The sequence below is a fragment of the Roseburia rectibacter genome (assembly GCF_014287515.2).
In the GTDB taxonomy this organism is placed as follows: domain Bacteria; phylum Bacillota; class Clostridia; order Lachnospirales; family Lachnospiraceae; genus Roseburia; species Roseburia rectibacter.
The window spans coordinates 2,863,540-2,887,990 of record NZ_CP092473.1; the positions used below are offsets into that span (position 1 = coordinate 2,863,540).

Consider the following 24,451-nt stretch of genomic DNA (forward strand, 5'->3'; position numbering starts at 1 on the left):
ACTTTTTACATTTTTTTGCATATCCGCTGCTGATTATCTATGTTGTGTAATCAGCAGCCAGTACACCAGACCTCTTGTTTTAAATGACACTTCTATGCTTCAATGTGAATCACTTCGACTGTATCAATCGCTTTCTGCATCAGCTCATCAATCTTTTCTGAAAGTTTCTTCTCATCATTATGAATAACATTTAAGCTCGGCTTTGTGACCGGATGTTTTGCAACGAAAATGGTACAGCAGTCCTCAAACGGAAGAATGGATGTCTCATATGCATCGATCTTCTCAGAGATCTCAACGATCTCCTGCTTGTCAAAACCGATAAGCGGACGATAAACCGGCATCGTGCAGACCTCATTTGTAGCTGCAAGCGACTGCATAGTCTGACTTGCCACCTGTCCGATGCTTTCTCCCGTGATCAGCCCTAAACATTTATTTTCTTTGGCAAAATGCTCTGCTAATTTCATCATATAACGGCGCATGATGATCGTTAATTCCTCATGCGGACACTGCTCATAAATATAGAGCTGGATATCCGTAAAATTAACAACATGTAAGTTGATCGGTCCGGAATATTTTGCAACGATCTTTGCAAGATCCACAACTTTTTGTTTTGCACGCTCCGATGTATAAGGCGGTGCATGGAAATAAGTTGCATCGATCGTTACACCACGTTTTGCGATCATATAACCTGCAACCGGACTGTCGATACCACCGGAGAGAAGCAGCATTGCTTTTCCGTTTGTGCCAACCGGCATACCGCCCGGTCCCGGAATGACCGTGGAATAAACGTTAATCTGGTTACGGATCTCCACATTGATCACAACTTCCGGTTTATGCACATCCACGCGTGTCTCCGGGAATGCAGCTAAAATACGCTCTCCAAGCTGTGCATTGATCTCCATGGACTCAAGCGGATAGTTTTTGCGCGCTCTTCTCGCATTTACCTTAAATGTAAAATGCTTGTCCGGATAAGCCTCATCAATGTGATGGATGACTTCTTCTGCTAATTTGTCAAATCCCTCATCCTCTAAGATGACAACCGGACAGATTCCAACGATACCAAATACACATTTTAATGCTTCTACTGCCTCATCATAATCATATTCGCCATCCATTTCAATGTAGATTCTTCCCTGCTCCTTGCGGATGCGGAAAGTTCCATCTACTTTTTTTAAGGCATGGTTCATCTGGCTGACTAACGCATCCTCAAACAGATAACGGTTTTTTCCTTTGATAGCGATCTCTGCATATTTTATCAAAAATGCTTTGTACATATTTTTTCCTTTCTATCTTTTTTCAATCGTTTCCTAATTACTTTATTAGTTGTATTTCCGCCCCTTCTTTTTATCTTTTCTGAGCGGTCAGTGTCTGGTAAATTTTCTGCGGAACGGAATGATCTCTTTTAACTGTTCTACTGCGTAATCAATTTCTTCTTCTGTCGTATTGACACAGAAGCTGAAACGGATCGTTCCCTCTAAATCTGCTTTGTTAAGTCCGATTCCCTGCAATGTCTTACTCGGTGCCGGTTTATTTGACGAACAGGCACTTCCCGCGGAGACGTAAATCTCTTTTTCCTCAAGAGAGTGCAGCATAACTTCACTTCTTACTCCCTGGATCGTGACGCTGACGATCTGCGGTGCGGAATCCTCTCCCGTCTTTCCATTGATGGTAACACCTTCAATTTTGGTTACTTCCTCGATAAAATGCTTTTTGAGCGCATACATATGGGCAATTTTTGTATCAAAATCCTCATAGATCTCCATTGCTGCCTCGCCAAGCGCAGCCACTCCCGGAACATTTTCCGTACCGGAACGCATGCCTTTCTGCTGACCGCCGCCGTAAATGATCGGCTTGATCTTTGTCTTGTCTTTGATAAATAAAAATCCGGTTCCCTTTGGAGCATGAATCTTGTGACCGCTGACAGAGAGCAGGTCAATTCCAAGTTTTTTCGGGCAGATACGGTATTTTCCGTATGCCTGGATCGCATCTACATGAATGATCGTATTGGGATTTTTTTCTTTTATAATCTTTGCTGCCTCTGCGATCGGCTCAACGGCACCAATTTCGTTATTGACCATCATCATGGAAACAAGGATCGTATCCTCACAGACCGCATCACGAAGTTCATCCAGTGAAATCTGACCGTTTTCATCTACCGGTAAATAGGTCACACGAAAACCCTGTTCCTCCAGATATGCAAGGGGTGAAAGTACTGACGCATGCTCGATCGATGTCGTGATAATGTGATTTCCCGCACGTTTATTTGCAAGTGCTGTTCCGATCAGAGCCATATTATTTGACTCTGTACCTCCTGATGTAAAAAGGATCTCTTTTTCATCTGCCTTCAGTGTTTTTGCGATCCGTTCTTTTGCCTCTTTGATATAACGTTCTGCAACAACTCCCATCGTATGAAGGGAAGAAGGATTGCCATAATCCTCCATCAAAACTTTTACCATCAGATCTTTCGCACGTTCACTGCAGCGTGTTGTTGCTGAATTATCCAGATATGCCTGCATTTTTGTTACTCCTGTTCCGCACATTTTCATCTGTGTGCACAAAACTTTATATATATTGCATTTTAATCTTCATTTCTGCGCCATCTCATCGCACTGTTTTCATTCTGTGTATGTCCGCGCCCATCAATTTTGAAACAAATTCATCCGCCCGCCAAATCACAGTCTGGCTAATTTGATTTTTCAGTGCACGACGTTTCGATATGATACATCAAAATCGCTAATGTGGTAAATCCTGCCGTCTCAGTGCGTAAAATGCGGCCGCCAAGTGAGATCAGATTCATCTCATCTTTTACCATCGCGATCTCTTCCGGTGCAAATCCGCCCTCCGGTCCGATAAAAATACCGATGGACTCTCCCGGTCTGACCGCCTCTACCGCCTCTTTCGTCGCTGCCATACCACGCTCATTTTCATAAGGAACCAGCTTTTGGTCTAGTTTCATTGCATATGCTACTGCTTCTTTATAGCTCATTGGCTCTGTAACTTTTGGGATCAGGCTGCGCTTTGACTGTTTCGCTGCACTTTCTGCAATTCCCTGCCAGCGGACCGTCTTTGCCGCAGCTTTTTTGGCATCCAGTTTTACCACACAATTTTTCATTGCAACCGGAATGATCTCATACACACCAAGTTCTACTGCCTTTTGAATGATCAGTTCCATCTTGTCATTTTTCGGCAGTCCCTGAAACAGATAGATCCGGTTCGGCAGCTCTGTCCCCGCCTCATCTTTTTCTAAGATTGCCGCACGTACAAAGGAATCCTCGATTTCTGCAATTTCACAGAAATAATTTTCCCCTGCCGGTCCGCTGATGCGGATCTTTTCTCCCGGCTTCATGCGCAGTACATTTTTGATATGATTGACATCACTGCCCTCGACCATCACAGAATCTTTCCCGATCTGTCCGCTCTCCACAAAAAACTGATACATTTTTCTAATGCCTTTCTGCTTATCTCTTCTGCGCAGTGATATTGACCCATTCACCCTGATGATTGATCTCAACCACCGTAAGACCAGCTTTCTCGATCGCTTCTTTTACCTGTTCTTCCTTAAAATCAATAATACCGGAAGTGATGAAATATCCACCTTTTTTGAGGCGTGCCGGAATGACCGGAGCCATCGGAATGATAACATCTGCAAGGATATTTGCAACCACAATATCATATTCTTCTGTTCCTACTTTTTCCTGCAGTTGTTCATCATCGATCAGGTTACCTACATAAAATGTTCCAAGTCTGCCATCTAAATGATTGACCTCAAAATTCTCATGCGTTGATGTCATACAATCCGGATCAAGGTCCGTTCCAACCACTTCAGATGCACCAAGTTTTAATGCCACGATGGAAAGAATTCCACTTCCGCAGCCAACATCCAGCACTTTCGGTGCTTTATTTTCCGGTGTATACTCTGCATTGCCACGGATGTATTTTAATAGCTGACGGATACAAAGCTGCGTTGTCTCATGCTTTCCGGTTCCAAAGGAAACACCAGGATCGATCTCAATCAAAAATTTGTCTTTATCCTCTTCTTTTAATTCTTCCCAGGTTGGTTTTATTAAAATATCCTCAATATAAAATGAGCTGAAAAACTTTTTCCAGTTATTGATCCAGTCAAGATCCTCTGTCTGGTCGGAAGTAATGACACCACTTCCAACATCCACGGTCTTACGGAGATCTTCGAGTGCGATCTTTACCTGTTTTAATAATTCCGTATAATCGCTTCCATTATCCTCTAAATAAAAGCTGACATGGCTCACGCCATCATCCGGTGGAAGTTCCGGCAGGAAATCAATGAACATGTCCGCCTGATCTTCCTTAGAGAGAGGGATATTGTCCTCGATCTCGACTCCCTCGATTCCAAGATCCGCTAACATGGCACTCATGTAATCTTCCGCTGCAGTCGTTGTCTCTATTGTATATTTATTCCACTTCATACAAATTCTCCATTTCTGTATCGCTCTTCCGTTTACATTTACACATAGCTATTTGGTATGATAACACATATTCGGAAATTTGGCAAAATAAACGTATTTTTTCTTTTGGAGATGGGGATACTGTTGGTTGTTGGGAAAAAAAAGGAGGAAATTTGCAATGCACTTCGAAAAAGATGATATCCCACCGGGATTTGGAATGATGTTAGGACAGGATGTAAATGCAATGAAATGTTTTTCCGGTATGACGGACACAGAAAAAGAAGATGTAATAAAGCAGGCTCAGGCTGCAAAATCAAATGACGATATCGCTCAGATCATAGAATGCAGACTCCGCTAATACCCTGTAAAAATAAAACAACCGGCTGGAATACCCCAGCCGGTCTATACTACTTACAATACTTTTGATAAAAATTCCCGCAGTCGTGGACTCTTCGGATTTGAGAAGATCTCCTGTGGCGTGTTCTCCTCCTGAATGATGCCATCATTAATGAACATAACGCGGTTTGCAACTTCGCGCGCAAATCCCATCTCATGTGTAACGACTACCATAGTCATTCCATCTGCTGCAAGTTCTTTCATAACACTGAGTACCTCACCGACCATTTCCGGATCGAGTGCAGATGTCGGCTCATCAAATAAGATGATATCCGGGTTCATGGCAAGGGAACGCACAATCGCAATACGCTGTTTCTGTCCACCGGAAAGCTGCGTTGGATAGGCATCTGCCTTATCAGCAAGTCCGATACGTGTCAACAGTTCCTCTGCCTTTTTCGCAGCTTCCTCTTTTGACATTTTTCCCAGTTTGACCGGTGCTAACATGATGTTTTCACGGATGGTCATATTCGGGAACAGATTAAACTGTTGAAAAACCATTCCGATTTTTTCACGGACATGATTGATATCCACAGATGCATCTGTCATGTCTGTGCCCTCAAACAGTACGTGTCCGCTGGTTGGAACTTCAAGTAAATTTAAGGAACGAAGGAATGTTGATTTTCCACAGCCAGACGGGCCAATCAATGCCAGTACATCTCCTTTTTTTATAGTTGTAGAGATACCTTTTAATACTTCGTGATCTCCATAGGATTTGTGCAGATCATTTACTTCAAGAATCACTGTATTATCGCTCATTGCTTCTTAACTTCCTTTCTAACAGATTTACCACTTTGCTAAGTCCCATTACCATAATAAGGTAGATCAGGGCAACTGCGATCAGCGGCATAAATGCCTCATAAGTTACACTTCGTATGATATCTCCGCCTTTCGTCAGATCCATAAGTCCGATGTAACCACTGATAGATGTCTCTTTTAAGAGACTGATAAACTCATTACACAGTGCCGGAAGTATATTTTTTACCGCCTGCGGCAGAATGATCGACATCATTGTCTGCTTGTAATTAAGTCCAAGGCTTCGTCCTGCTTCAAACTGTCCGATATCTACTGCCATGATTCCGGAACGGACGATCTCAGCAACGTATGCTGCAGAGTTTAAACCGAATGCAATGACTGCCACAACAACTTTTCCGGTATCAATACTCTGGAAAATAACATAATAGATAATCAGTAACTGGATCATTACAGGTGTTCCACGCACAATGGTAAGATAAAGTTTACACAATGCGTTTAAAATTGTCAGTCCACCGTTTCTGTCATGATTGGTACGCACGATTGCGATCAGGAAACCAAATACAACTCCGACCAATAATGCAAGCACCGTGATAAGCAGTGTATTTCCAAGACCTTTTAACAAATACACATAGCGGCTGTCCTTTACGAAGTTATCATAAAATTTCTCACTCAGTCCTGCTTTTTCTGCCGAAACCGTATCATCTTTTACAATGATAACCTGTTTTGATGTCGTATAAGTATCCGTAAAATTAACATTCTTTTTCCGCTCTTCTGTCACGGTAAAGCCGGCAGCTCCGATATCAACTTTGCCTGTTGAGATTGCCGGAATGATCGAATCAAATGCCATATCCTCGATCTTTAATTCCATGCCAAGTTCATCACTGACAGCGCGCATGATATCCATATCGATTCCCACGATCTGTCCTTCTTCATAGCTCTCATATGGCGGAAACTCTGCATTGGTTCCAACTGTCAGTGTTCCATTTTCACGGCTGATATCTTTGACTTCATACGGAAATTTTCCAATCTCGTCCTCTGTGCCAATATAATTTTTCTGAATATCTGCGATCGTACCGTCTGTTTCCAGTTTTTCTAATGCACTGTTGACCTTGTCTAAAAGCTCCGTATTATCCTTTGCAATAACAAATGCATACTCTTCAAGGGTAAATTCTTCATCTAAAATGCGGATTCCTGTATTCTGCTCTACAAATTTCAGTGCAGGCTGTTCATCAATAACAACACAGTCAATCTTCCCCTGTTTTAATGCCTGGATCGCATCTGCACCCTTATTATAACGTTCCACAACGGTACCTGAGCCATCACTCTCATAGTCACTGACATAAATATCGCCTGTGGTTCCAAGCTGCACACCGATTCTCTTTCCCGGCAGATCATCTGCTGAATTTACAGTACCTGATGTGTTTTCCGTACTTTGTGTCTCATCAGCAGCCAGCACTTCGTATCCTGCTGCACCGATCAGTACTGTACAGAATAACAGCAAAGCTGCAATAAAACGTTTCCCTGTTCTCTTCATTGTTTTCTCCTCAATTTTGTGTATAAATATTCATTTTTCCAAATAGGCAGTATAACACATTTTTTTATCAAAAGATAGTACTGCTGTATTTTTACAATATATCTACATATATTCTCTCATCTGCTCCACCAATGATAATATAAATTTCTGTCCGTCAATTCCGACTGCTTCATCAAATTTCTCCGCATTTACAATAGAATTAGACAGGATCCTTACGCCAAGGAAAGGAACACCATAGGAAAGGCAAAGCTGTGCCGTTGCGGCAGATTCCATATCTTCGACTACTGTATGATATCGCTCTCTTAGAAGTGCGATCCTGTCAATCTGGCTGTTCCATTCATCCCCGGAACCGATCACGCCGCGGCCGGTATGATATTTTGTCTCTACCTGCTCTGCCACCTGAAGCAGCCGTATGTCACACGGATACTCTGTTACCTTTTTGGTTTTCCCTGTTTCCCTGCAAAAGATTTCCACTGGAAGCGGCGAAAAACCTTTTGCATCGATTCCCGCTCCCTCTTTTGAAAATGCATATGCGACTGCTCCCATAGGCACAATTTTTTCTCCAAGCACAATATCCCCTCTGTGGAACTTTTTATCATGACCTCCTCCGATTCCCTGGTTGATCACTGCCCACGGTTTAAAATATGCGAGCGCAAGGCTCGTCGCTGCTGCTGCATTGACAATCCCCTGGAATGTCTTTGAAATGATGACAGGCTCTCTTTTCGTGCCAAGAAATCCCGTATGGAACTTCCAGTTTCCAATCGTTATACACGCATGCTCCTCTAAATGTTCTATCAGATATGCCGTTTCTGTATCCATGGCTCCCTGTATCAGAAGTGACGGCTGTTTCGTAAAATCATAATTATCCATCTTATTTATTTCTCCTTTTTCAATCATTTTTCTTGACGAACTGTGATATCTGTTTTATCGTTATACAGTATATTACACACTCTGCGGGCAAAGCTATTGTTACGAATAATAATACATTGTCCCAAGGTTAAAATGCAATAGATATGGAGGAATCTTATGGAAAAAATAGCAAGTTTTACGATTGATCATATCAAATTAGAGCCGGGTATCTATGTCTCAAGAAAAGACAACGTAGGTTCTGAAGTTATTACCACATTTGACCTGCGCATGACTTCCCCGAATGATGAGCCTGTCATGAACACTGCAGAAGTACACACGATCGAACATCTCGGTGCTACCTTTTTAAGAAATCATCCTCTTTATAAGGATAAAACGATTTATTTCGGACCAATGGGATGCCGCACCGGATTTTATCTGCTGCTTGCAGGCAATTATACCTCAAGAGATATTGTTGGACTGATCACAGAAATGTTTGAATTTATCCGCGATTTTCATGATGAAGTACCGGGTGCTTCTCCAAAAGACTGCGGTAACTACCTGGATATGAATCTTGGCATGGCAAATTATCTTGCTAACCGTTATTTAGAAAATACACTGTATAACATTGATGATGCACACCTTGTTTATCCGGCTTAAATTATTTGAAAGCCGGCTCTGCTATGCCAGATAATAAAATGTAAAAAAAAGCAGTAAACTTCTCCATTTTTTATTTTTGAAGAATTTACTGCTATTTTTCTGTCTATAATTTTGTTTTAAAAAATGTTATGATCTCCTGCCAGATTTCTTCCTGAAAGAAACGGATATCCGCATGATCCGCATTCTCAATCTCTAAGAGTGTGACATCACAGCCCTCTTTTTCAAGCTCATCATGTAGTTCCACTCCCTGTGTAAATGGTACCGTCTTATCACATTTTCCATGGATAATAAAAAATGGCGGAGCATCTTTGGTCACAAAGCTGACCGGGCAGCATGCAAGCGCCTCCTTGGGATTGCGCATCACATTTTTTCCCATCAGCAATGACTCTGGGGATGCTGCACACTGCTCCCTGTTTTCGTATAGAAAACCTCTGAAGTCTGTCGGAGGATACCATGGGCACGCTGCCTGCACTTTGCTGGAATAAGAAAGATATTCTCCCACCTCATATGCCGGATCATCGCATAATGCCGCCATACAGGTTAAATATCCCCCCGCTGATTCTCCCATCACACCAATATGTGCTTCGTCGATGTGATACCTTGCAGCGTGTGCACGCAGATAGCGGATCGCCGCTTTTACATCACAGAGCTGTGCTGGAAATTTTGCTTCATTGCTGGTCCGGTACTGTACGGATGCCACTACAAAACCTGCACTCGCAAGTTTACTCAGATATACCAGATGGGCAGACTTGTCAATGCTCTGCCATGCACCGCCACAGATCCAGACAATACAGGGATAATCGTGCGCCGTATCTTCCGGATAGATAAGATCCATCCGAAGATCCTGCGTGGTATGTCCGAACCACGCATCTGTCTGTGCAAATGTGATGTTTGTGATTACAGAATACTGTGGTGCGACCGGTTCCACATGAATTATTCTTTTCATACTGTTCCTCCATTCCGACGCTTTTTTGATCTCTCCGCTAGTCCGCCATCGCTTTTTTGATCGCGCCAAGCAGTTCCTCATATGTCTCATATGCCGGGATATCCGGATAATCTGCCTTGATCTTGTCGGTGGAGCGGAATAAAAATCCTGCCTTGCTCGCCTGGATCATTCCAAGATCGTTGTAGGAATCCCCACTTGCGATCGTATCAAATCCGATTGACTGCAATGCCTTTACCGTTGTTAATTTTGACTGTTCCACACGCATCTTAAATCCTGTGATCTCGCCGTTTTCTGCAACTTCCAGGGAATTACAAAATAATGTCGGCCAGCCTAATTTTTTCATCAGAGGTGATGCAAACTGTGTAAATGTATCACTAATCAGGATCACCTGTGTAAAAGAACGGAGTTCATCTAAAAACTCCTTTGCACCCGGCAGCGGATCGATCGTTTCGATCACATCCTGAATCTCTTTTAATCCAAGTCCGTGCTCTTTTAAAACACCAAGTCTCCATTTCATCAGTTTATCATAATCCGGCTCATCGCGGGTTGTTTTCTTTAACTCCGGGATACCGCTTGCCTCTGCAAATGCGATCCAGATCTCCGGTACTAATACTCCCTCAACATCCAAACATGTAATATACATAAAACTCCTTTCCTGCGCCCCATTACGCATATCAGGTCTTTGTAAATGCAAATCCTGATTTTTTATTCTTTCGCTCCCGCTTTCGTTTTGTAGCACTTTACCTCGTTATACTATCATACTATTTTGTTTGTTTCAATTCCAGTTCTCATTTTTGACATTCACAACTGCCATATTTTATTATACGATTTTTTCAACTGACTCTTTAAACTTACTCTTTCTTCTGCTCATACTGCTTTAACAGTCTGTCATACTCATGATTTATTTCCTGAAGTGTCTCCGTATCCCCGCAGAGATTATCCGGATGATAAATTTTTAACAGTTGTTTATATCTTTTCTTCAGAGCCGTCTTACTTTCCACACCGATAAAAAACAATTCCCCGCGAACCACATTTTCTGTACCCACATTCAGCATATCACGTGCCTCCTGTTCTCTGACATACTTATAAAAATCGCGCTGTTTCTTCATCTTGATCTTTTCATCCGCAAGCTGTGAAAGTTCCTCCTCTAATATTTTCCACTTTGTTTCAAACAGCTGTTTTTCCCGCTTCATGCTGTCTTTTTCAAGCTGGGCACGTGCAGAAAACTCCTTTTTCTCACGTTCAAACCTGCGTCGTTCTTCTTCTAATTTTCTCTTTTCTTCTAAAAAATCCTGCCTCTGCTGCTCTAATTCAGCAGTCTTTTTATATTTCCACTCCTGATGCAGGGTCTTTGTTCTTTTGATCCTGAAAACTGACCGATCCATTTTCCGCAAAAACCCCCTTTTAGTTACAAATTTTCTCATACCTCTGCTGTCAATATGCTAAAACAGACAGAAACCCCAAACCGTTTCTGTCCGTTTTATTCATGATCGTAATCTACACGAGGTTCACCCGGCAGTCTTATTAAATCTTATAATTTCTGTATTCGCTCCATAGCTGCAAGTGTATTCTCGTAAGTACCAAATGCTGTCAGTCTGAAATATCCTTCACCGCTCGGTCCGAATCCGGATCCCGGTGTACCAACCACATTGGCATTTTCAAGCAGATAATCAAAGAAATCCCAGGAAGACATCTGATCCGGCGTCTTTAACCAGATATATGGTGCATTTACACCTCCAAATACGGTGTAACCGGCTTTGGTAAGTCCTTCCTTGATTGCTTTTGCATTCTTCATGTAATAGCCAACCTGTTCTTTTAACTGCGCTTTTCCGGCATCGGAATATACTGCCTCGCCGGCACGCTGTACGATATATGGAGCGCCGTTGAACTTTGTTCCATGGCGTCTTGCCCACATTGCGTTTAGGGAGACATCTCCACATTTTAATTCTTTTGGAACAACCGTAAATCCAAGACGTACTCCGGTAAATCCTGCATTTTTAGAAAAACTGCGAAGCTCGATGGCACAGGTCTTTGCTCCCTCACACTCATAGATGGAATGTGCCACATCATCCTCACTGATATATGCCTCATAAGCTGCATCGTAGATGATCACTGCGCCGACTTTGTTTGCATAATCTACCCATTCCTGTAACTGTGATTTCGTGATCGTTGTTCCGGTCGGGTTATTCGGCAGACACAGATAAATAACATCCGGTGTCTCTTTCGGAAGCTCCGGTACAAAATTATTGTCACTGGTACAAGGCATATAGATCACATCACTCCACATCTGTGTATCTGCATCATATGTACCGGTTCTTCCAGCCATAACATTAGAATCTACATAAACCGGATATACAGGATCACAGACAGCGATCTTATTATCCTGTGCAAAAATTTCCTGGATATTTCCGGAATCACTCTTTGCTCCGTCAGATACAAAAACTTCGTCAGCAGAGATATCGCATCCTCTTGCTTTGTAATCATTTGCTACAATGGCATTTCTTAAAAAGTCATATCCAAGATCCGGTGCATAACCGTGGAATGTTTCTGCATGTCCCATCTCATCAACTGCTTTGTGCATTGCATCGATAATAGCCGGCGCAATCGGCTGTGTCACATCACCGATACCAAGACGGATGATCTGTTTGTCCGGATTTGCTGCAGAATATGCGCTTACTTTCTTTGCAATGGTAGAAAATAAATAACTTCCCGGAAGTTTCTGATAATTGTCATTAATTTTAAACATGTCATACTCCTCACTTTGCCTTCAAAATACAAGTTAACGTTATCTAACTGTCATACAGTATAGCATTGTGTGATAGGTCGTGCAAGTATTTTTTGTTTACCTGGAATCAAAAATTATCATTCCTTTTATTCGCAATTCATGTTTTTCCGGTACTCACTTGGAGATACACCGCAGGAATTTTTAAAAGTCTTCATAAAATGCTTTTCATTCTCATATCCGACTGCCCTGCTGATATCCACGATACGCATATCCGTTCCCGCCAACAGGCGTTTTGCCTCTTTCATGCGGATATCTTTCAGATAATTGACAAAATTGCTTCCTGTGTACTGTTTAAATGAATAGGAAAACAACGAATAATTCATGGATAAGTAATTCGATACAACTGCCATATTTAAGTCACTTGCATAATTTTTTGCTATGTACGCAACCGCCTGCTGCATCTTGTGACTGTTCTTGTTTGCATCAAACTGCCCGATAATACTCTCCTGTACTTCACCCAAATAATGCAGCATTTTCTCCTCATATATCCCGATGCAGTCATCTGCAAAGATATTTTCCATCTCCTTCCAGATCTTTTCCCCACTTTCAAGAATGCTGCGGTATATCTTTTTTTCTTCTGTGAAAAAATCCTTCATACATTCCTCATAGGTATCCTCACTGATGCGTCCTTTCTCCACTTCAAAGAAAAACTGTTTCCAGATTTTTTGTGTTTCTTCCTTCCGCTCAGTTCCAAGCACCTGTACACGCTGCATCCGTGCCTCTTCTCCGGTCAGCTTTTTTGCTTCCTCCATCAGTTTTTCCGGGATATGTTCTGTCTCTTCACCAGATCTGACCCATGCAAGATTGCGGCAAAAAGCCTTTTTCCGCATCTGCACAGACTCTAAATATGCAGTTCTAAGTTCCCTGATTCCCTGATGTGGACTGCTTATTCCCACATATCCCTGACTAAATTCATTTCTTAATAATGTGTCTGTTTTTCCCTCTTCGATAATAAAAATATCATTGCCTTCGATATCACTCAAAAACGTATAATTCTCTTCCGGAATCATTCTGTCCTCTTTGTGATTCTGGCAGCAGACTACATAATTTTCTCCGCCTAACTCCCATACAAACTGATCTGCATACTGGGATTCTATCATGGCAATTTCTTCTTCTGTTGTTCCAGGAAACAGCATCAGATGTTTGATCTGCTGATAGCCAAATTTCTGTTTTGTCTTTTCCTGTTCCCTTGCACTCTCAATCTCCTCATTTAACTTTTTTAGGATTTCTGTAATTTTATCACGTTCAACCGGTTTTAAAAGATATTCCCGGACACCATTTCGCATCATATCAACTGCATAGGAAAAATCGTCATAACCACTGATCGCCACTGTGAGCGGCACGTGTTCGCAGGTCTGCATTTTCCGGACCAGCTCGATTCCATCCATCTTCGGCATACGGATATCCGTAAACATTACATCGATCTGCTGTTCTTTTATTACCTCAAGTGCTGCTTCACCGTTATTACATTCAATGATCATCTCCACCGGAACCCCGCTCCGTCTGATCATGGTTTTGATTCCCTGCCGTATTAATTTTTCATCTTCTACAACCAAAACTGTTTTCATCGTCCATTCTCCATTTCCAGTTGTTTTTCTTTCTCCATATGAGTCATCGGTATCCGCACGATCACTTTCGTATAACATCCGATCTTTGATGCCACCTCAATGCCATACTTTTCCCCAAATGCAATGTGGATACGATCCTGCACATTCTTAAGTCCGATGCCATTTCCAGAGCCTCCGCCCGAATCGATCTTTCCTGCAATCTTTAATTTGAGGCGTTCCACCTCTTCCTCCGTCATACCCCGTCCGGCATCTGTGATCTCGATCACACAATCGTTTTCTTCCACGATTCCTTTCACATAGATATTGGTATCCTCAGCCATCTGTTCTATCCCATGGCAGATCGCATTTTCCACGATCGGCTGTAAGGACATTTTCGGTATCTCCTGTTTTAATATAATATCAGGAATATTCAAAGAAAGGAATATCTCATAGTCAAACCGCAGATTGATAAGTGCCATATAATTTTTGATGTAATCTAATTCCTGTTCCACTAAGACATTGCCGGATACCCATTTCATACTGTAGCGAAGCAGCTTTCCAAGTGCAGTCACCGCATCTGAGATCTCATATTCCTCATCAATTTCCGCCATCATTTTGATGGACTCTAACACATTATAAATAAAATGTGCGTTGATCTGATTCTGCAATGCACGGATCTCTGAATTTTTTGCAAGCATCTCGCGGCTTAAGTTGTCTTCCATCAGCTCTTTGATCCTTGAAAGCATCTTATTGATCTGTGTTCCGAGTTCGCCCATCTCATCATTTCCGCAATCTTCGATCACCACATCAAGATCACCACCCTGCACACGTCTGATCCCCCTTAATATCTCATAGAGTTTCTTTAACATGTGCTTTACGATCGCATTGATAAAGAATGCTAAAACAATAAGGAAAACCACCATGATAAATACAAACATATTTCTCTGATAGTAAACACCATGGACATTTTGCGTAATATCCCTGGCGCAGACTAACATTCCGTCAAGTTCCCTGACATAAAATGAAGAAACCACCAGATTTTTCCCGTTTATTTTTACATAGGAAGTCTGTATGTTATCATCCTGATCCACAATGTGCATCACATCTTCTAACAGCTCCGGTTTTTCCTGCGTTTCATCTCCAAAATAATAACTGCCATCTGCATCCGCAAAGCAGCTCCATTCATTTTCGATCACTTCGTACAGACTTGGAAACATATTTTCCATCGTCATCGCAGCCTCGATCGTACCAATGGTTTCATAATTTCTGTCATCAATCTGTGTTACAAGTGACACAATCTTTCGATTCTGATCCATCGTATAGGAGCTGAACAGATTATCCGTATAATTAAAATGCCAGCCGGACGGATCATCTGCTTTCGCCCACACCTGTTTTTTCATGCGTGAAGAATTATATAAGACCGGCATCACTTCCTGTATATTGTCATTTGTGGCATAAACACGCACACCATATAGCAGCGGGTTATTGTTTACAAGCCGCTCTAAAGATGTAATATCGCCGCTTTTTAACGCGTACCATTCCTCTGCAGAATACTTTTTCCCTTCCTGCGTATTTTTCAAAATATCAAGCAATGCACTGTCACTTAAAAACAACTGCGTTGACATATTAATGGAATCAATCTTGGTGGAAAGTGCATCCTTATTGCGCTCCATGGTATACTGCATATAATTTACATTTTCATCGATCACGTTCTGTTCCATATTATAAAATAATACACTTGCTAAAACACCGATCGGTATTACCATAAACAGGATGATCACCAACGTAAATTTGATATTCAGTTTCAGGCTGCCAAACTGTCTCATCCAATTCATTTAAAAACTCCATTCTGTTTATTCGATTCCTAATTTTTTCTTTGACTCCTGTATATGCGCTGTTTTCTTTTCCATCAGATCAGCAAATCCCATTTCATCGCGCTTTTGTCTAAAAGATTCTAAAATCTTATCAAATTCCTCATCGGAACCCGCAAGCAAAAGTGCCGGGAGTGTCTCACTCCACAATTTTGTAATACGGTCGTCTGTTTCCGCATCTTTTGACCCTGCCGGAAATACCACATCATACTGGCCATTATAAACAATATATTTTTTTGCCCAGTCTAAAAGCTGTGCTGTGGCAGGCGATGGTTCCTGTTCCCACTGAAGCTGCATGACATTATCCTGAAGCATCCAGTAGGCGTCATCTGCTCCATATAATCTGTCATACGTTTCCCGATCCGAATCCAATAGTTGTTTTACATTGTCCTTCAACACCGGTTTCCCATCCTGCATCTCATAAGTCTCCCCTTCCACGCCAAGGAATGTTACCTTCTGACCGTGTTCACTCATAAGATAATCCATAAATGCGATCGCACGCTCCGGGTTTCTGCAGTTTTTCGAGATCAGCGTCACCGTCCACCCATTGACTGTTGTGGTAGGACGCAAAGGATCATCACCAGCCGCATTTTTCGGTCCCTCTACTGCTATATAAATACTGTCCGGATCATTTTCATATAAAATATTCTGCTGGGAAAGCATGTCCGAGTACTGATACATCATGCAAAAATATCTGCCCTGTGCAAGTTTTTCCTCCATCTGGGTCCGGCTGTCCACAAAAATATCATTTGCAAGATAACCTTTCTCCCCTAACTGCCGAAATACTTTCAGCCATCTGATATATTCCGGATCTGTATATCTGTCATAATACTGCCCGTTTTTCTCCCATGGAACAGCCAGTGAGTTCATCAGATATTTATCAAAAGAAACATTTCCCTTGTCATCAAATACATGTGCACCGACCGGGATCAACGGTTCCCCATCTATCTCCGGAAACATTTCTGCTGCTTTCTTTACTGCATCATAAAAACCTTCCGGTGTTGTCATATCCGGGTTTCCGATCGCCTCATAGATATCTTTGCGTACAAGAAACTCCTGATTACTGCGGATATTTTCATTTTCCGCAACATCTTTTGGCGTGATCGAAGAATTCGGATACTCATAAATATTCCCATCATCCATGGTAAACCAGTTCACTGCCGTTTCATCTGTCACTTTCCAGAAATACGGATCATATTCATCTGCAAGTTCATTTAATGCATATACCATGTCTTTTGAGATCATCTCCGTAACCTGCGGTTCCCACCAGCCAAGAGTGATCAGATCCGGCAGCGAATCTGCTGCGATCAGAGCATTCAGTTTCTCTGTCTCCGTTCCGATCGGCGTAATAAAATTGATATTCACACCGGTTTCTTTCGTGATCGTTTTGGATACGAGATTTTCCCCCCATGGTGTTGCAAACCATGAAAAATTAATATACCAGTCCAAAGTAACCGGATCTTCTTTTGCATACTGCTGCCATGCCGGCAGCTCCTCAGCTTCCTTTATCTCTGTCGTCTTCCCTATATCTGTTCCGGCTGTCTGCCCTTCCCCTGCGCAGGCACACAGACCGGCAAGCATCCCCAGTACCATACAGGCAGACATTACCCTTTTTTGTTTTCCATGTTTTCTTCCCATACAATAACTTCTCCTGTCAGTTCTACGCTATGGATTTCCGTAACTTTTCTATCCGATACCGCCACGGTTTTTCTTTTAATTTTACCATATTTTATGCCTCCGGGCAAATCTCTGTTGATGCCAAAAGAGACCCTTTCCGTTTACGAAAAGTGCCTCTCTCCTGAGGAAAAGTATAAAATTCAAATAAGAACTTATTGCCTTTATTCTTTTACACTTCCAGCAGAAATACTGCTGATAATGTATTTTGAGCAGAAGCAGAATACGCTCAGGATCGGGATGACTGAGATTGCTACTGCTAAATAAATCGCTCCCTGATTTCTCTGGATATCGGTCGATGCTTTTAAGGTTGCCATCATAACCGGAAGTGTAAACTTCTCATTTTTGTTTAATATGATCATCGGAAGCAGATAGTTATTCCAGTTTCCGATAAATGCCATGATAGACATTGTTGCAATACCCGGAGACATGATCGGAAGTGCGATCCTGTGGAACGAATAAAGTTCGCTTGCCCCGTCGATCCTTGCTGCCTCCACTAAGGATGGAGACATAACAGATAAAATATACTGTCTTAAGAAGAATACGGTTCCCGGCGCCGCTATCGCCGGTATGATCAGCGGGATGTAGGAATTGACCAGTTTTAATTTTGTACATAAGTTATAAAAACCGATTAAGCTTAACTGTCCAGGAATCATCATAAATACAAGGATTGCGGTAAAGATCAGTTTATTTCCACGGAACTTGTACATTGCAAGTCCGTATGCTGTCATTGCTGAAAAATAAGCAGTTAAAAGTGTTGCCGGTACTGCTACCTTTAAACTGTTCCACATACCTTTAAACAGATTGAAGAAACTAAATACTGTCTCCCAGTTTTCCTTAATATGTGTACTTGGAATCAGGGTAAAGGAACGAGTGATCTCCACACCATCTCTGGTCGCATTTACCATCATAAGGAGAAACGGAAACATGCATGTTGCTGCAAGTATAATTAACAGTATGTATATAATTGTCTTTTTTATCTTATCACCTGCTGTCATGACTAATCCTCCTTATTTACTAATTTAAGCTGTAAAACAGAAACAATAAGTATGATAAGGAATAATGCATATGCGATTGCGGATGCATATCCTGTCTGTGTCGTGCCTGTTGCAAATCCGAATTTATACAAATACATTACAACCGTTTCTACGGAATTGTAAGATGCGGAAGCCTTTTCTGCCATAAGGAACGGCAAGTCAAACATCTGTAAACCTCCGATCAGGGATGTGATTGCCACATATAACAGAATCGGTTTTAACAGTGGTAATGTAATTTTTCCAAAAGTTGTCCATCTTCCGGCGCCGTCAATAGCTGCCGCTTCAAAGTAATCTTTGTTGATTCCCTGTACACCTGCCATCAACATGATGAACGAGTTACCAAACCACATCCATGCACTGATGATTGCAATCGTGTTTCCTGCTGTTGCCGGGGAACCGAGCCAGTCAACCGGTGTCTTATTCACACCGAAAAACTGATAGATCGAATTTAAAATCTGGTTGAATGATCCATAACGCCAGTCTAATAATGTTTTGAATAAGAATGCTACAGAAGTTGCCGCAATTAAGTTCGGCAGATAATAGAGTGCTCGAAATACCGGGAGTCCTTTAAACTTATATTTGATATCACTGAACACGATCGTCAGTAAAAATGCAAGTCCGAGCTGTAATACAATGTTAACGCCCCAGATTCTTACCGTGTTCCAGAGTGCTCTCCAGAAAAATTTGTCTGTAAATACACGGGCATAGTTTTCTATACCTGTAAATTTGTAAGGTGTTCCGGCTAATTTACAATTCGTAAAACTTAAAAGTAAGGTCCGAAGTACCGGATAAACACTGAAAATCAAAAATACGATCACAAACGGAGCGACAAAGAAATATCCGGCTCTGTTATATTTTGTGAGATTTGATGTCTTCTTTTTTTGAGTTGTTTTCGCCATATTGTTTTCCCTCTGCCAAGAATCCGGCTGTCCGTCCCTTTTCTGTGTGATCCTGATGTCTTTCATCCGCCAGAACCACACAGTTTCTAAAGGAACACACAATCCATTTACTGTTTATCAGTCATTATCTGTTTACTGTAATTTCCGGATAAGTAGACTCAATTGTGTCATAGAACTCATTGATTGCATCCTCTTTTGACATCTGACCTGTCTTAACTGCAGAGATCGCATTGCCCCATGCATCACCGATTGCCTGATCATATCTTGTTACTTTGGAAGTATCAATGTTCTTTGCCTGATCTAACCAGAACTGATACAGTTTCTCACCGCCGTAAATCTGGTTCTCATCATCTTTGTGTTTCTCTAATGCAGATTTTAAGGAAACTGTATCACCCTGTGAATAATCGATCCACCAGTCAGAGGTATCTTCGTTTAAGGTACAGAATTTTACAAATTCCCATGCAGTATCTTTTCTTTCCGACTGGGAAGAAATACCGATATATGTACCGCCGTCAAACCCTGCTGCAGGTCCTGCACATACGCCCCATAATCCGGATGTCTCACCTACGTTATCTCTCATGGTAAGAACACCCCAGGAAGGAAGACCATATGCAAATACAGTTGTTTTCTCCATGCCCTCGGTTGCCTCTGCAAACTCTGTGGCATCCCATACGTTAACGGAATCATCTGCGTAGTTCTGGATATCAGCACTTAAGATCGGAACCTCTCCTGACATAGCCTGATACCATGGAGTTGACCACTGGTTTGCGTATGCTGTTAAGTCGTTCTGATATAAGTCTACACAAAGATCCATGTAATCAAGTCTTGCCTGATCCACATTCAACGTACCATCTACAACCCATGCGGAGTCTCCGGAGAATACGTTCATCTCGGCATCTGAGGAGAAGATTCTGTATCCTGCATCTTTTAATTTCTCTGCTGTATCAAGAATGGTTGCATAATCTTTAAATAACTTTCCAACCTCGTCCGGATCATCTGTTCCGAATACTTCTTTTGCGATATCTCTTCTGTAATAGATACCTGCCGGTGTGATCTGATAGGAGATTGCTCTCTGGATGCCTTCAGAATCCTGTCCGACTTTCCATACATAATCAACGATCTGGTCTGCATAATCCTGTGCATTATATGGTGCCTGATTTAAATCTTCGAAGAAACCTGCATCATAGAAATCCTCTAACATCTTTGGCTCACCAACGATGATATCCGGCTCTGTCTCACCACCAAGTAATGCGGTCTGTACTTTTGTCGGGTAGTTTGCAGGTTCGATAACAACGGTATCAACTGCAACGCCTGTCTGCTCTTCAAATCTCTTGCCATAATCGATCAGGTCGTTTGAAAGTGTCCAGACAACTAATTTGTCATCACTGTTTGTGGAAGCAGCTCCACTCTCTGTAGAGGAAGCACTTTCATTGCTTCCGCTGTTTCCATTGGAAGAAGTATTTGCTGCACTGTTTCCGGAGTTACCACATGCCCCCATGGATAATGCCATTGCACTGACCAGCATTACGGATACTAACTTTTTCAGATTCATAAAAAATCCTCCCTTTTTCATCTTGATTATTGTTTTTTCCCTTTCAACATGTCTGTTCTCTGTTGATGATTGAATTATAACAGCCACCATTTCTATAAAAAATGCACCTTATTTTAAAAAGGTATCATTTTTTTAGTAGCAGATCGTCTGGATGGAATGAGGTGCAAGTGTTCCCATGCAGCCCTCGCCATTTTCACGCAGGGTGTATTCTGCCGGTGCATCTGTCTTATTCAAAAGCACGATCGCACGGCTTCCATCCGGATTCAAAAATCCTGTTACTTCGATGCGGTCTGTGTAACGTGTCGTTCCAATACGGACTGCACCTTTTTTGATATAGCGGCTGAACTGCCCGATATAATAGTAAGTAAGCCGTTTCTCAAAGGTGTCATTTTTCAGTATCCGGCATTTTCTCTGCTTCCATATAAATCTCAATTACTTTACCGGATCTGATATCTTCTGCAATTTTTCCTGCCACATGATCTTTTTCCACATAAATGTCACTCCCATTTGCATAAGTAAACGTCATATTCTTAATCTGATAATTTCCCGGAATGAAATCAGCTTTCTCCGCAAAACAATATGTTACTTTTATATTTCCAAGCAGTGTGGCACTGACTTCCCCATTTTCCCTGATCAGGTAAGACGGCACTGCAGGGCATGGTGTAAATGCAAGTTCTTCATTTTCCACAGAAAACGGGTGTGAACCGAACATCATTAATTTCCACATGCTGATAAACTCGATCGTAGAACCGCTTAATCTTGCCACAAAACCTTTTCCATGGCAGGATTTGTTCGGATTTTTACTGCTTGCAATAAAGGAAGAATTTTCATAGGTACTTCTTCCATATACCTGTGGGTCTAAAAACGGCACTGCCGCCTTGTGAAAATCTTCGAAAAATTCCTGATACAGCCCGCTTTTCAGCAGTTCTAACAGATATTTATATTCCATATGCAGCCAGATCGACTCATTCTCCAGCCATCCCGGTGTAAACGCACGTGCACGTCCGAGTTCAAAAGACGCCTCCTGCAAAGATGCGTTGACCTTGTACATGGATAACTTTCTGTCGTAAAGATCACTCTCTTTGATATTCTGATACAGCTTCCTTTTTTCTTCCCTGCTCTTTTGCAGTTTTAAATATCTCACCGGTCCTTCTAAGAAGTAAGGCACTGTATTTACCTGAAACGCCAGCGGGCGGATTCCGCCGTCTTTTAATTTCTCATATTCTGTCACCTCATAAGTGAAGTAGGTCGGACAGATTCCTCCGGAAAGCCTGCACGCTTTTTTGATGCCAAGGCAGATCGTTCCCCGGAATCCCTCTAACATCTCTGCCAGATTCTCTGTGCGATACACGATCTTATTTCCTGAGATACCGGAATACGTTTTGTCACGGTAAATTTCTTTTGCATCATTGATCCGGTTCCAGAATGATAATACCTGACCGTCCCGGTACAGGCTGTCCTGCTCAATCCTGTTGATCAAATTGAGTTCTTCCATAAAACAAGCAAGTTCTTCGATCACTTCGACCTGTCCCGGATACCGTTTTAGGGCATCGGTGGTATAGGAAAGCATTCTTGCAAGCTCATAAGTTTCTGCCATTGATGATCCAAACATTCCAGGCATTCCGTTTAAGGCATCATACCAGCCGGGTTTTCCGCCCTCCATCTCGATTCCCATTCCATAGGCATCTAATGCTGCAAATTTTGTTACACATAAAAGCAGCAGCTTTTCCATCAGCGTCATTTTTAACACATCGCCATTGCCATACTTTGTGCGTACCAGTTTCTCTCCGGAATCTTTCCGTCTTGAAGATTCATCCAGGGCATGATACTGACGCAGTCCGTTTTTTGTTTCTTCGTAACGCTTAAACCGACGGTTGATATTGATCTGTGACAAAAAAGTCGTATACACATTTTCATAGAGCATTTCCTGTTCTTTCTCAGGAAATACCTCAAGATAATCAAATATCAGATCCAGATTGTAAGTCCAGTGGTCACACCAGTAACCTTCTCCAAAGTTTCCATTTACCATTCCCTCAGCAAAATCAATGATCTGGATAAACAGTGATTCATCCCAGTTATCTTTTAAAACCTCGTCTAATTTCCGGTAAAGTGCTCCCGGTGTAAATGGTTCTGTCACAAATCCGATCAGCATTTCCCCCTGTTCTTCCGGCAGACGTGAGAGAATTTTTTTCGCTTTTTCCAAAGGAACACGGTAGGTCAGTTTTTCAACATTTAATGGATTGTATCCATCTAACTGGATCAGACTGTAAAATTCATGAATATTTTCCCGTCCCACAAACGGAGCAAAAAAAGTATCACATCTGCGATTCTGGTTTACATCACGGAAGTTTCCATTTCCCTGTGAGTAAAATTCAGGCAGCATGGAAAAATAATTATAATCACGCTCAAGATCCCCGTGCTTTCTGGAATACACATAAAAAATCTTATTGTTTCCAAGACGCATCGGATAACCTCCACGCAGAACATTATCCATATAGGTATACCGGCAGTACGCATCAAATGTTTTTGAAGCGGTCTTCGTATCAATTTCATTCGTCAGATTCTCTGCCAGTTCTTTTGCTTCTCTACGCTTTGCATAAAAATAGGAATCGTCTTTCTTATCTGCAAAGAAATCAGACAAGATATGCTTATTTTCCACCTGACCGATCACTTCATATAAAGTAAACTCCTCTCCCGGTACAAGGCATTTTACTGTTCCATAAAAACTGCACGGAAACTGATTCTGTGTCATCTGCTCCATCCCATAGAGTTCTTTTAAACTGTGTTCCCTGAATCCGACCGGATTCTGCAAGGAAGCATCATATGAAAAAATAACAGAAGTATCCACGATCGGTGCAAGCAATTCACCATCTTTTAAACATCCCGCAGAAAAATTACCACCTTCAATTTTCTGGACAGATGCCGTGTCTGCCATACTTGCACGCACCCTGAAATAAGGTATACACTCTGCGACATCCTCCACCTGCATCCATGCCTTGGCTGTCTGGCACATATTTTTTGTATTTTCCATGGACACACCATATGGTATCACCGCCGGCATTCCATCTAAAATTTCGATCTTTACAGGTTTCTCACTGATATTTTCCACGGTGACCATACGGATCAGCGCCCCAAGATTTTCCTCCGGCAGTGTATAATAATATACATTGGTTCTAAGACCGCTTTCCTGATTCTTCTCCTCAATTTCCAGACCGTTCATTGCGATCTGCATACTGTGTTCTACCGTCTCATCTGAAAAAGGCTCCCAGACAATCCCGTCTTTTTTGATGAAAGTACGGAATCCTGTTGTCTTTACATTCTGATATGCCTGATGTGCCGGATAAAATTCCATAATGGCATGATCTTTATTATCCACACCAAAACTTACCACGCACTGTCCGCGATTGACATAATAACACCAGATCGGAATACCGCGGATGCCGGCGATCCCAGGCAGAAAACTTGCAAAGGTCGACTTTTTTCCGTAGTTTTCAAGTATAAAATTCTCCTTCTGTCTCATCATAAACAAA

The 24,451-nt window shown here is 41.9% G+C and carries 21 protein-coding genes; 2 read left to right on the forward strand and 19 right to left on the reverse strand.

The window, feature by feature from the left end:
- Positions 1 to 92: 92 nt before the first annotated feature.
- From thiI to prmA, 4 genes are all read right to left on the reverse strand, one after another.
- Positions 93 to 1,274 carry a tRNA uracil 4-sulfurtransferase ThiI gene (thiI, locus tag H8S51_RS13360; protein WP_118210314.1) on the reverse strand — a complete coding sequence of 394 codons (1,182 nt, stop codon included), beginning with the start codon at positions 1,272 to 1,274 and terminating at the stop codon, positions 93 to 95.
- Between the two features lie 87 nt (positions 1,275 to 1,361).
- On the reverse strand, positions 1,362 to 2,516 hold the full coding sequence (locus H8S51_RS13365) for a cysteine desulfurase family protein (protein ID WP_118210313.1): 1,155 nt from the start codon (positions 2,514 to 2,516) through the stop codon (positions 1,362 to 1,364).
- Positions 2,517 to 2,683: 167 nt separating this feature from the next.
- On the reverse strand, positions 2,684 to 3,439 hold the full coding sequence (locus H8S51_RS13370; protein WP_186899384.1) for an RsmE family RNA methyltransferase: 756 nt from the start codon (positions 3,437 to 3,439) through the stop codon (positions 2,684 to 2,686).
- A 19-nt stretch (positions 3,440 to 3,458) separates the two neighbouring features.
- Positions 3,459 to 4,442: a 50S ribosomal protein L11 methyltransferase gene (gene prmA, locus H8S51_RS13375; RefSeq protein WP_117921238.1), complete on the reverse strand. Its 984-nt coding sequence runs from the start codon at positions 4,440 to 4,442 to the stop codon at positions 3,459 to 3,461.
- Between the two features lie 157 nt (positions 4,443 to 4,599).
- Between prmA and H8S51_RS13380 the strand changes: the two genes are divergently transcribed.
- A complete protein-coding gene (locus tag H8S51_RS13380; protein ID WP_186899385.1) occupies positions 4,600 to 4,779 on the forward strand; it encodes a hypothetical protein in 180 nt (59 codons plus the stop codon).
- A 53-nt stretch (positions 4,780 to 4,832) separates the two neighbouring features.
- Here the strand turns inward: H8S51_RS13380 and H8S51_RS13385 are convergent, their stop codons facing one another.
- The 3 genes from H8S51_RS13385 to H8S51_RS13395 form a co-directional block, all read right to left on the reverse strand.
- The gene (locus H8S51_RS13385) at positions 4,833 to 5,573 is read right to left on the reverse strand and encodes an amino acid ABC transporter ATP-binding protein (protein ID WP_118210310.1); all 741 of its coding nucleotides are present in this window, start codon (positions 5,571 to 5,573) and stop codon (positions 4,833 to 4,835) included.
- Positions 5,563 to 7,104: an ABC transporter substrate-binding protein/permease gene (locus H8S51_RS13390; protein ID WP_118210309.1), complete on the reverse strand. Its 1,542-nt coding sequence runs from the start codon at positions 7,102 to 7,104 to the stop codon at positions 5,563 to 5,565. The genes H8S51_RS13385 and H8S51_RS13390 overlap by 11 nt, the downstream gene beginning before the upstream one ends.
- Before the next feature lie 102 nt (positions 7,105 to 7,206).
- Complete coding sequence (locus H8S51_RS13395) at positions 7,207 to 7,974, reverse strand: 5'-methylthioadenosine/S-adenosylhomocysteine nucleosidase (protein ID WP_186899386.1); 768 nt, start codon at positions 7,972 to 7,974, stop codon at positions 7,207 to 7,209.
- A gap of 156 nt (positions 7,975 to 8,130) precedes the next feature.
- On the opposite strand from H8S51_RS13395, the gene H8S51_RS13400 reads away from it, so the two are divergent.
- Positions 8,131 to 8,610, forward strand: a complete 480-nt coding sequence (locus H8S51_RS13400) for an S-ribosylhomocysteine lyase (protein ID WP_117921243.1) — start codon at positions 8,131 to 8,133, stop codon at positions 8,608 to 8,610.
- Between the two features lie 103 nt (positions 8,611 to 8,713).
- On the opposite strand, the gene H8S51_RS13405 is transcribed toward H8S51_RS13400, so the two are convergent.
- The 12 genes from H8S51_RS13405 to H8S51_RS13460 form a co-directional block, all read right to left on the reverse strand.
- On the reverse strand, positions 8,714 to 9,556 hold the full coding sequence (locus H8S51_RS13405) for an alpha/beta hydrolase (protein ID WP_186899387.1): 843 nt from the start codon (positions 9,554 to 9,556) through the stop codon (positions 8,714 to 8,716).
- A 37-nt stretch (positions 9,557 to 9,593) separates the two neighbouring features.
- Complete coding sequence (gene thrH, locus H8S51_RS13410) at positions 9,594 to 10,199, reverse strand: bifunctional phosphoserine phosphatase/homoserine phosphotransferase ThrH (protein ID WP_118210307.1); 606 nt, start codon at positions 10,197 to 10,199, stop codon at positions 9,594 to 9,596.
- Positions 10,200 to 10,407: 208 nt separating this feature from the next.
- A complete protein-coding gene (locus H8S51_RS13415; RefSeq protein WP_186899388.1) occupies positions 10,408 to 10,941 on the reverse strand; it encodes a molecular chaperone DnaJ in 534 nt (177 codons plus the stop codon).
- Between the two features lie 146 nt (positions 10,942 to 11,087).
- On the reverse strand, positions 11,088 to 12,302 hold the full coding sequence (locus H8S51_RS13420; RefSeq protein WP_117921247.1) for an LL-diaminopimelate aminotransferase: 1,215 nt from the start codon (positions 12,300 to 12,302) through the stop codon (positions 11,088 to 11,090).
- A 125-nt stretch (positions 12,303 to 12,427) separates the two neighbouring features.
- Positions 12,428 to 13,909 carry a response regulator transcription factor gene (locus tag H8S51_RS13425; protein ID WP_186899389.1) on the reverse strand — a complete coding sequence of 494 codons (1,482 nt, stop codon included), beginning with the start codon at positions 13,907 to 13,909 and terminating at the stop codon, positions 12,428 to 12,430.
- Entirely contained in the window at positions 13,906 to 15,723 is a 1,818-nt protein-coding gene (locus H8S51_RS13430) for a sensor histidine kinase (protein ID WP_186899390.1), read from the reverse strand. Before H8S51_RS13430 ends, H8S51_RS13425 begins: the two co-directional genes overlap by 4 nt.
- 18 nt (positions 15,724 to 15,741) lie before the next feature.
- A complete protein-coding gene (locus H8S51_RS13435; RefSeq protein ID WP_241070718.1) occupies positions 15,742 to 17,397 on the reverse strand; it encodes an extracellular solute-binding protein in 1,656 nt (551 codons plus the stop codon).
- Between the two features lie 200 nt (positions 17,398 to 17,597).
- Entirely contained in the window at positions 17,598 to 18,431 is an 834-nt protein-coding gene (locus tag H8S51_RS13440) for a carbohydrate ABC transporter permease (RefSeq protein WP_186899391.1), read from the reverse strand.
- A 2-nt stretch (positions 18,432 to 18,433) separates the two neighbouring features.
- Positions 18,434 to 19,435, reverse strand: coding sequence for a carbohydrate ABC transporter permease (locus H8S51_RS13445; RefSeq protein ID WP_330646626.1), 1,002 nt, complete (start codon positions 19,433 to 19,435; stop codon positions 18,434 to 18,436).
- 58 nt (positions 19,436 to 19,493) lie between these two features.
- On the reverse strand, positions 19,494 to 20,921 hold the full coding sequence (locus H8S51_RS13450) for an ABC transporter substrate-binding protein (RefSeq protein WP_186899392.1): 1,428 nt from the start codon (positions 20,919 to 20,921) through the stop codon (positions 19,494 to 19,496).
- A gap of 132 nt (positions 20,922 to 21,053) precedes the next feature.
- Entirely contained in the window at positions 21,054 to 21,353 is a 300-nt protein-coding gene (locus tag H8S51_RS13455; RefSeq protein ID WP_186899393.1) for a glycoside hydrolase family 30 beta sandwich domain-containing protein, read from the reverse strand.
- Entirely contained in the window at positions 21,307 to 24,444 is a 3,138-nt protein-coding gene (locus H8S51_RS13460) for a hypothetical protein (protein ID WP_186899394.1), read from the reverse strand. Before H8S51_RS13460 ends, H8S51_RS13455 begins: the two co-directional genes overlap by 47 nt.
- Positions 24,445 to 24,451 lie beyond the last annotated feature (7 nt).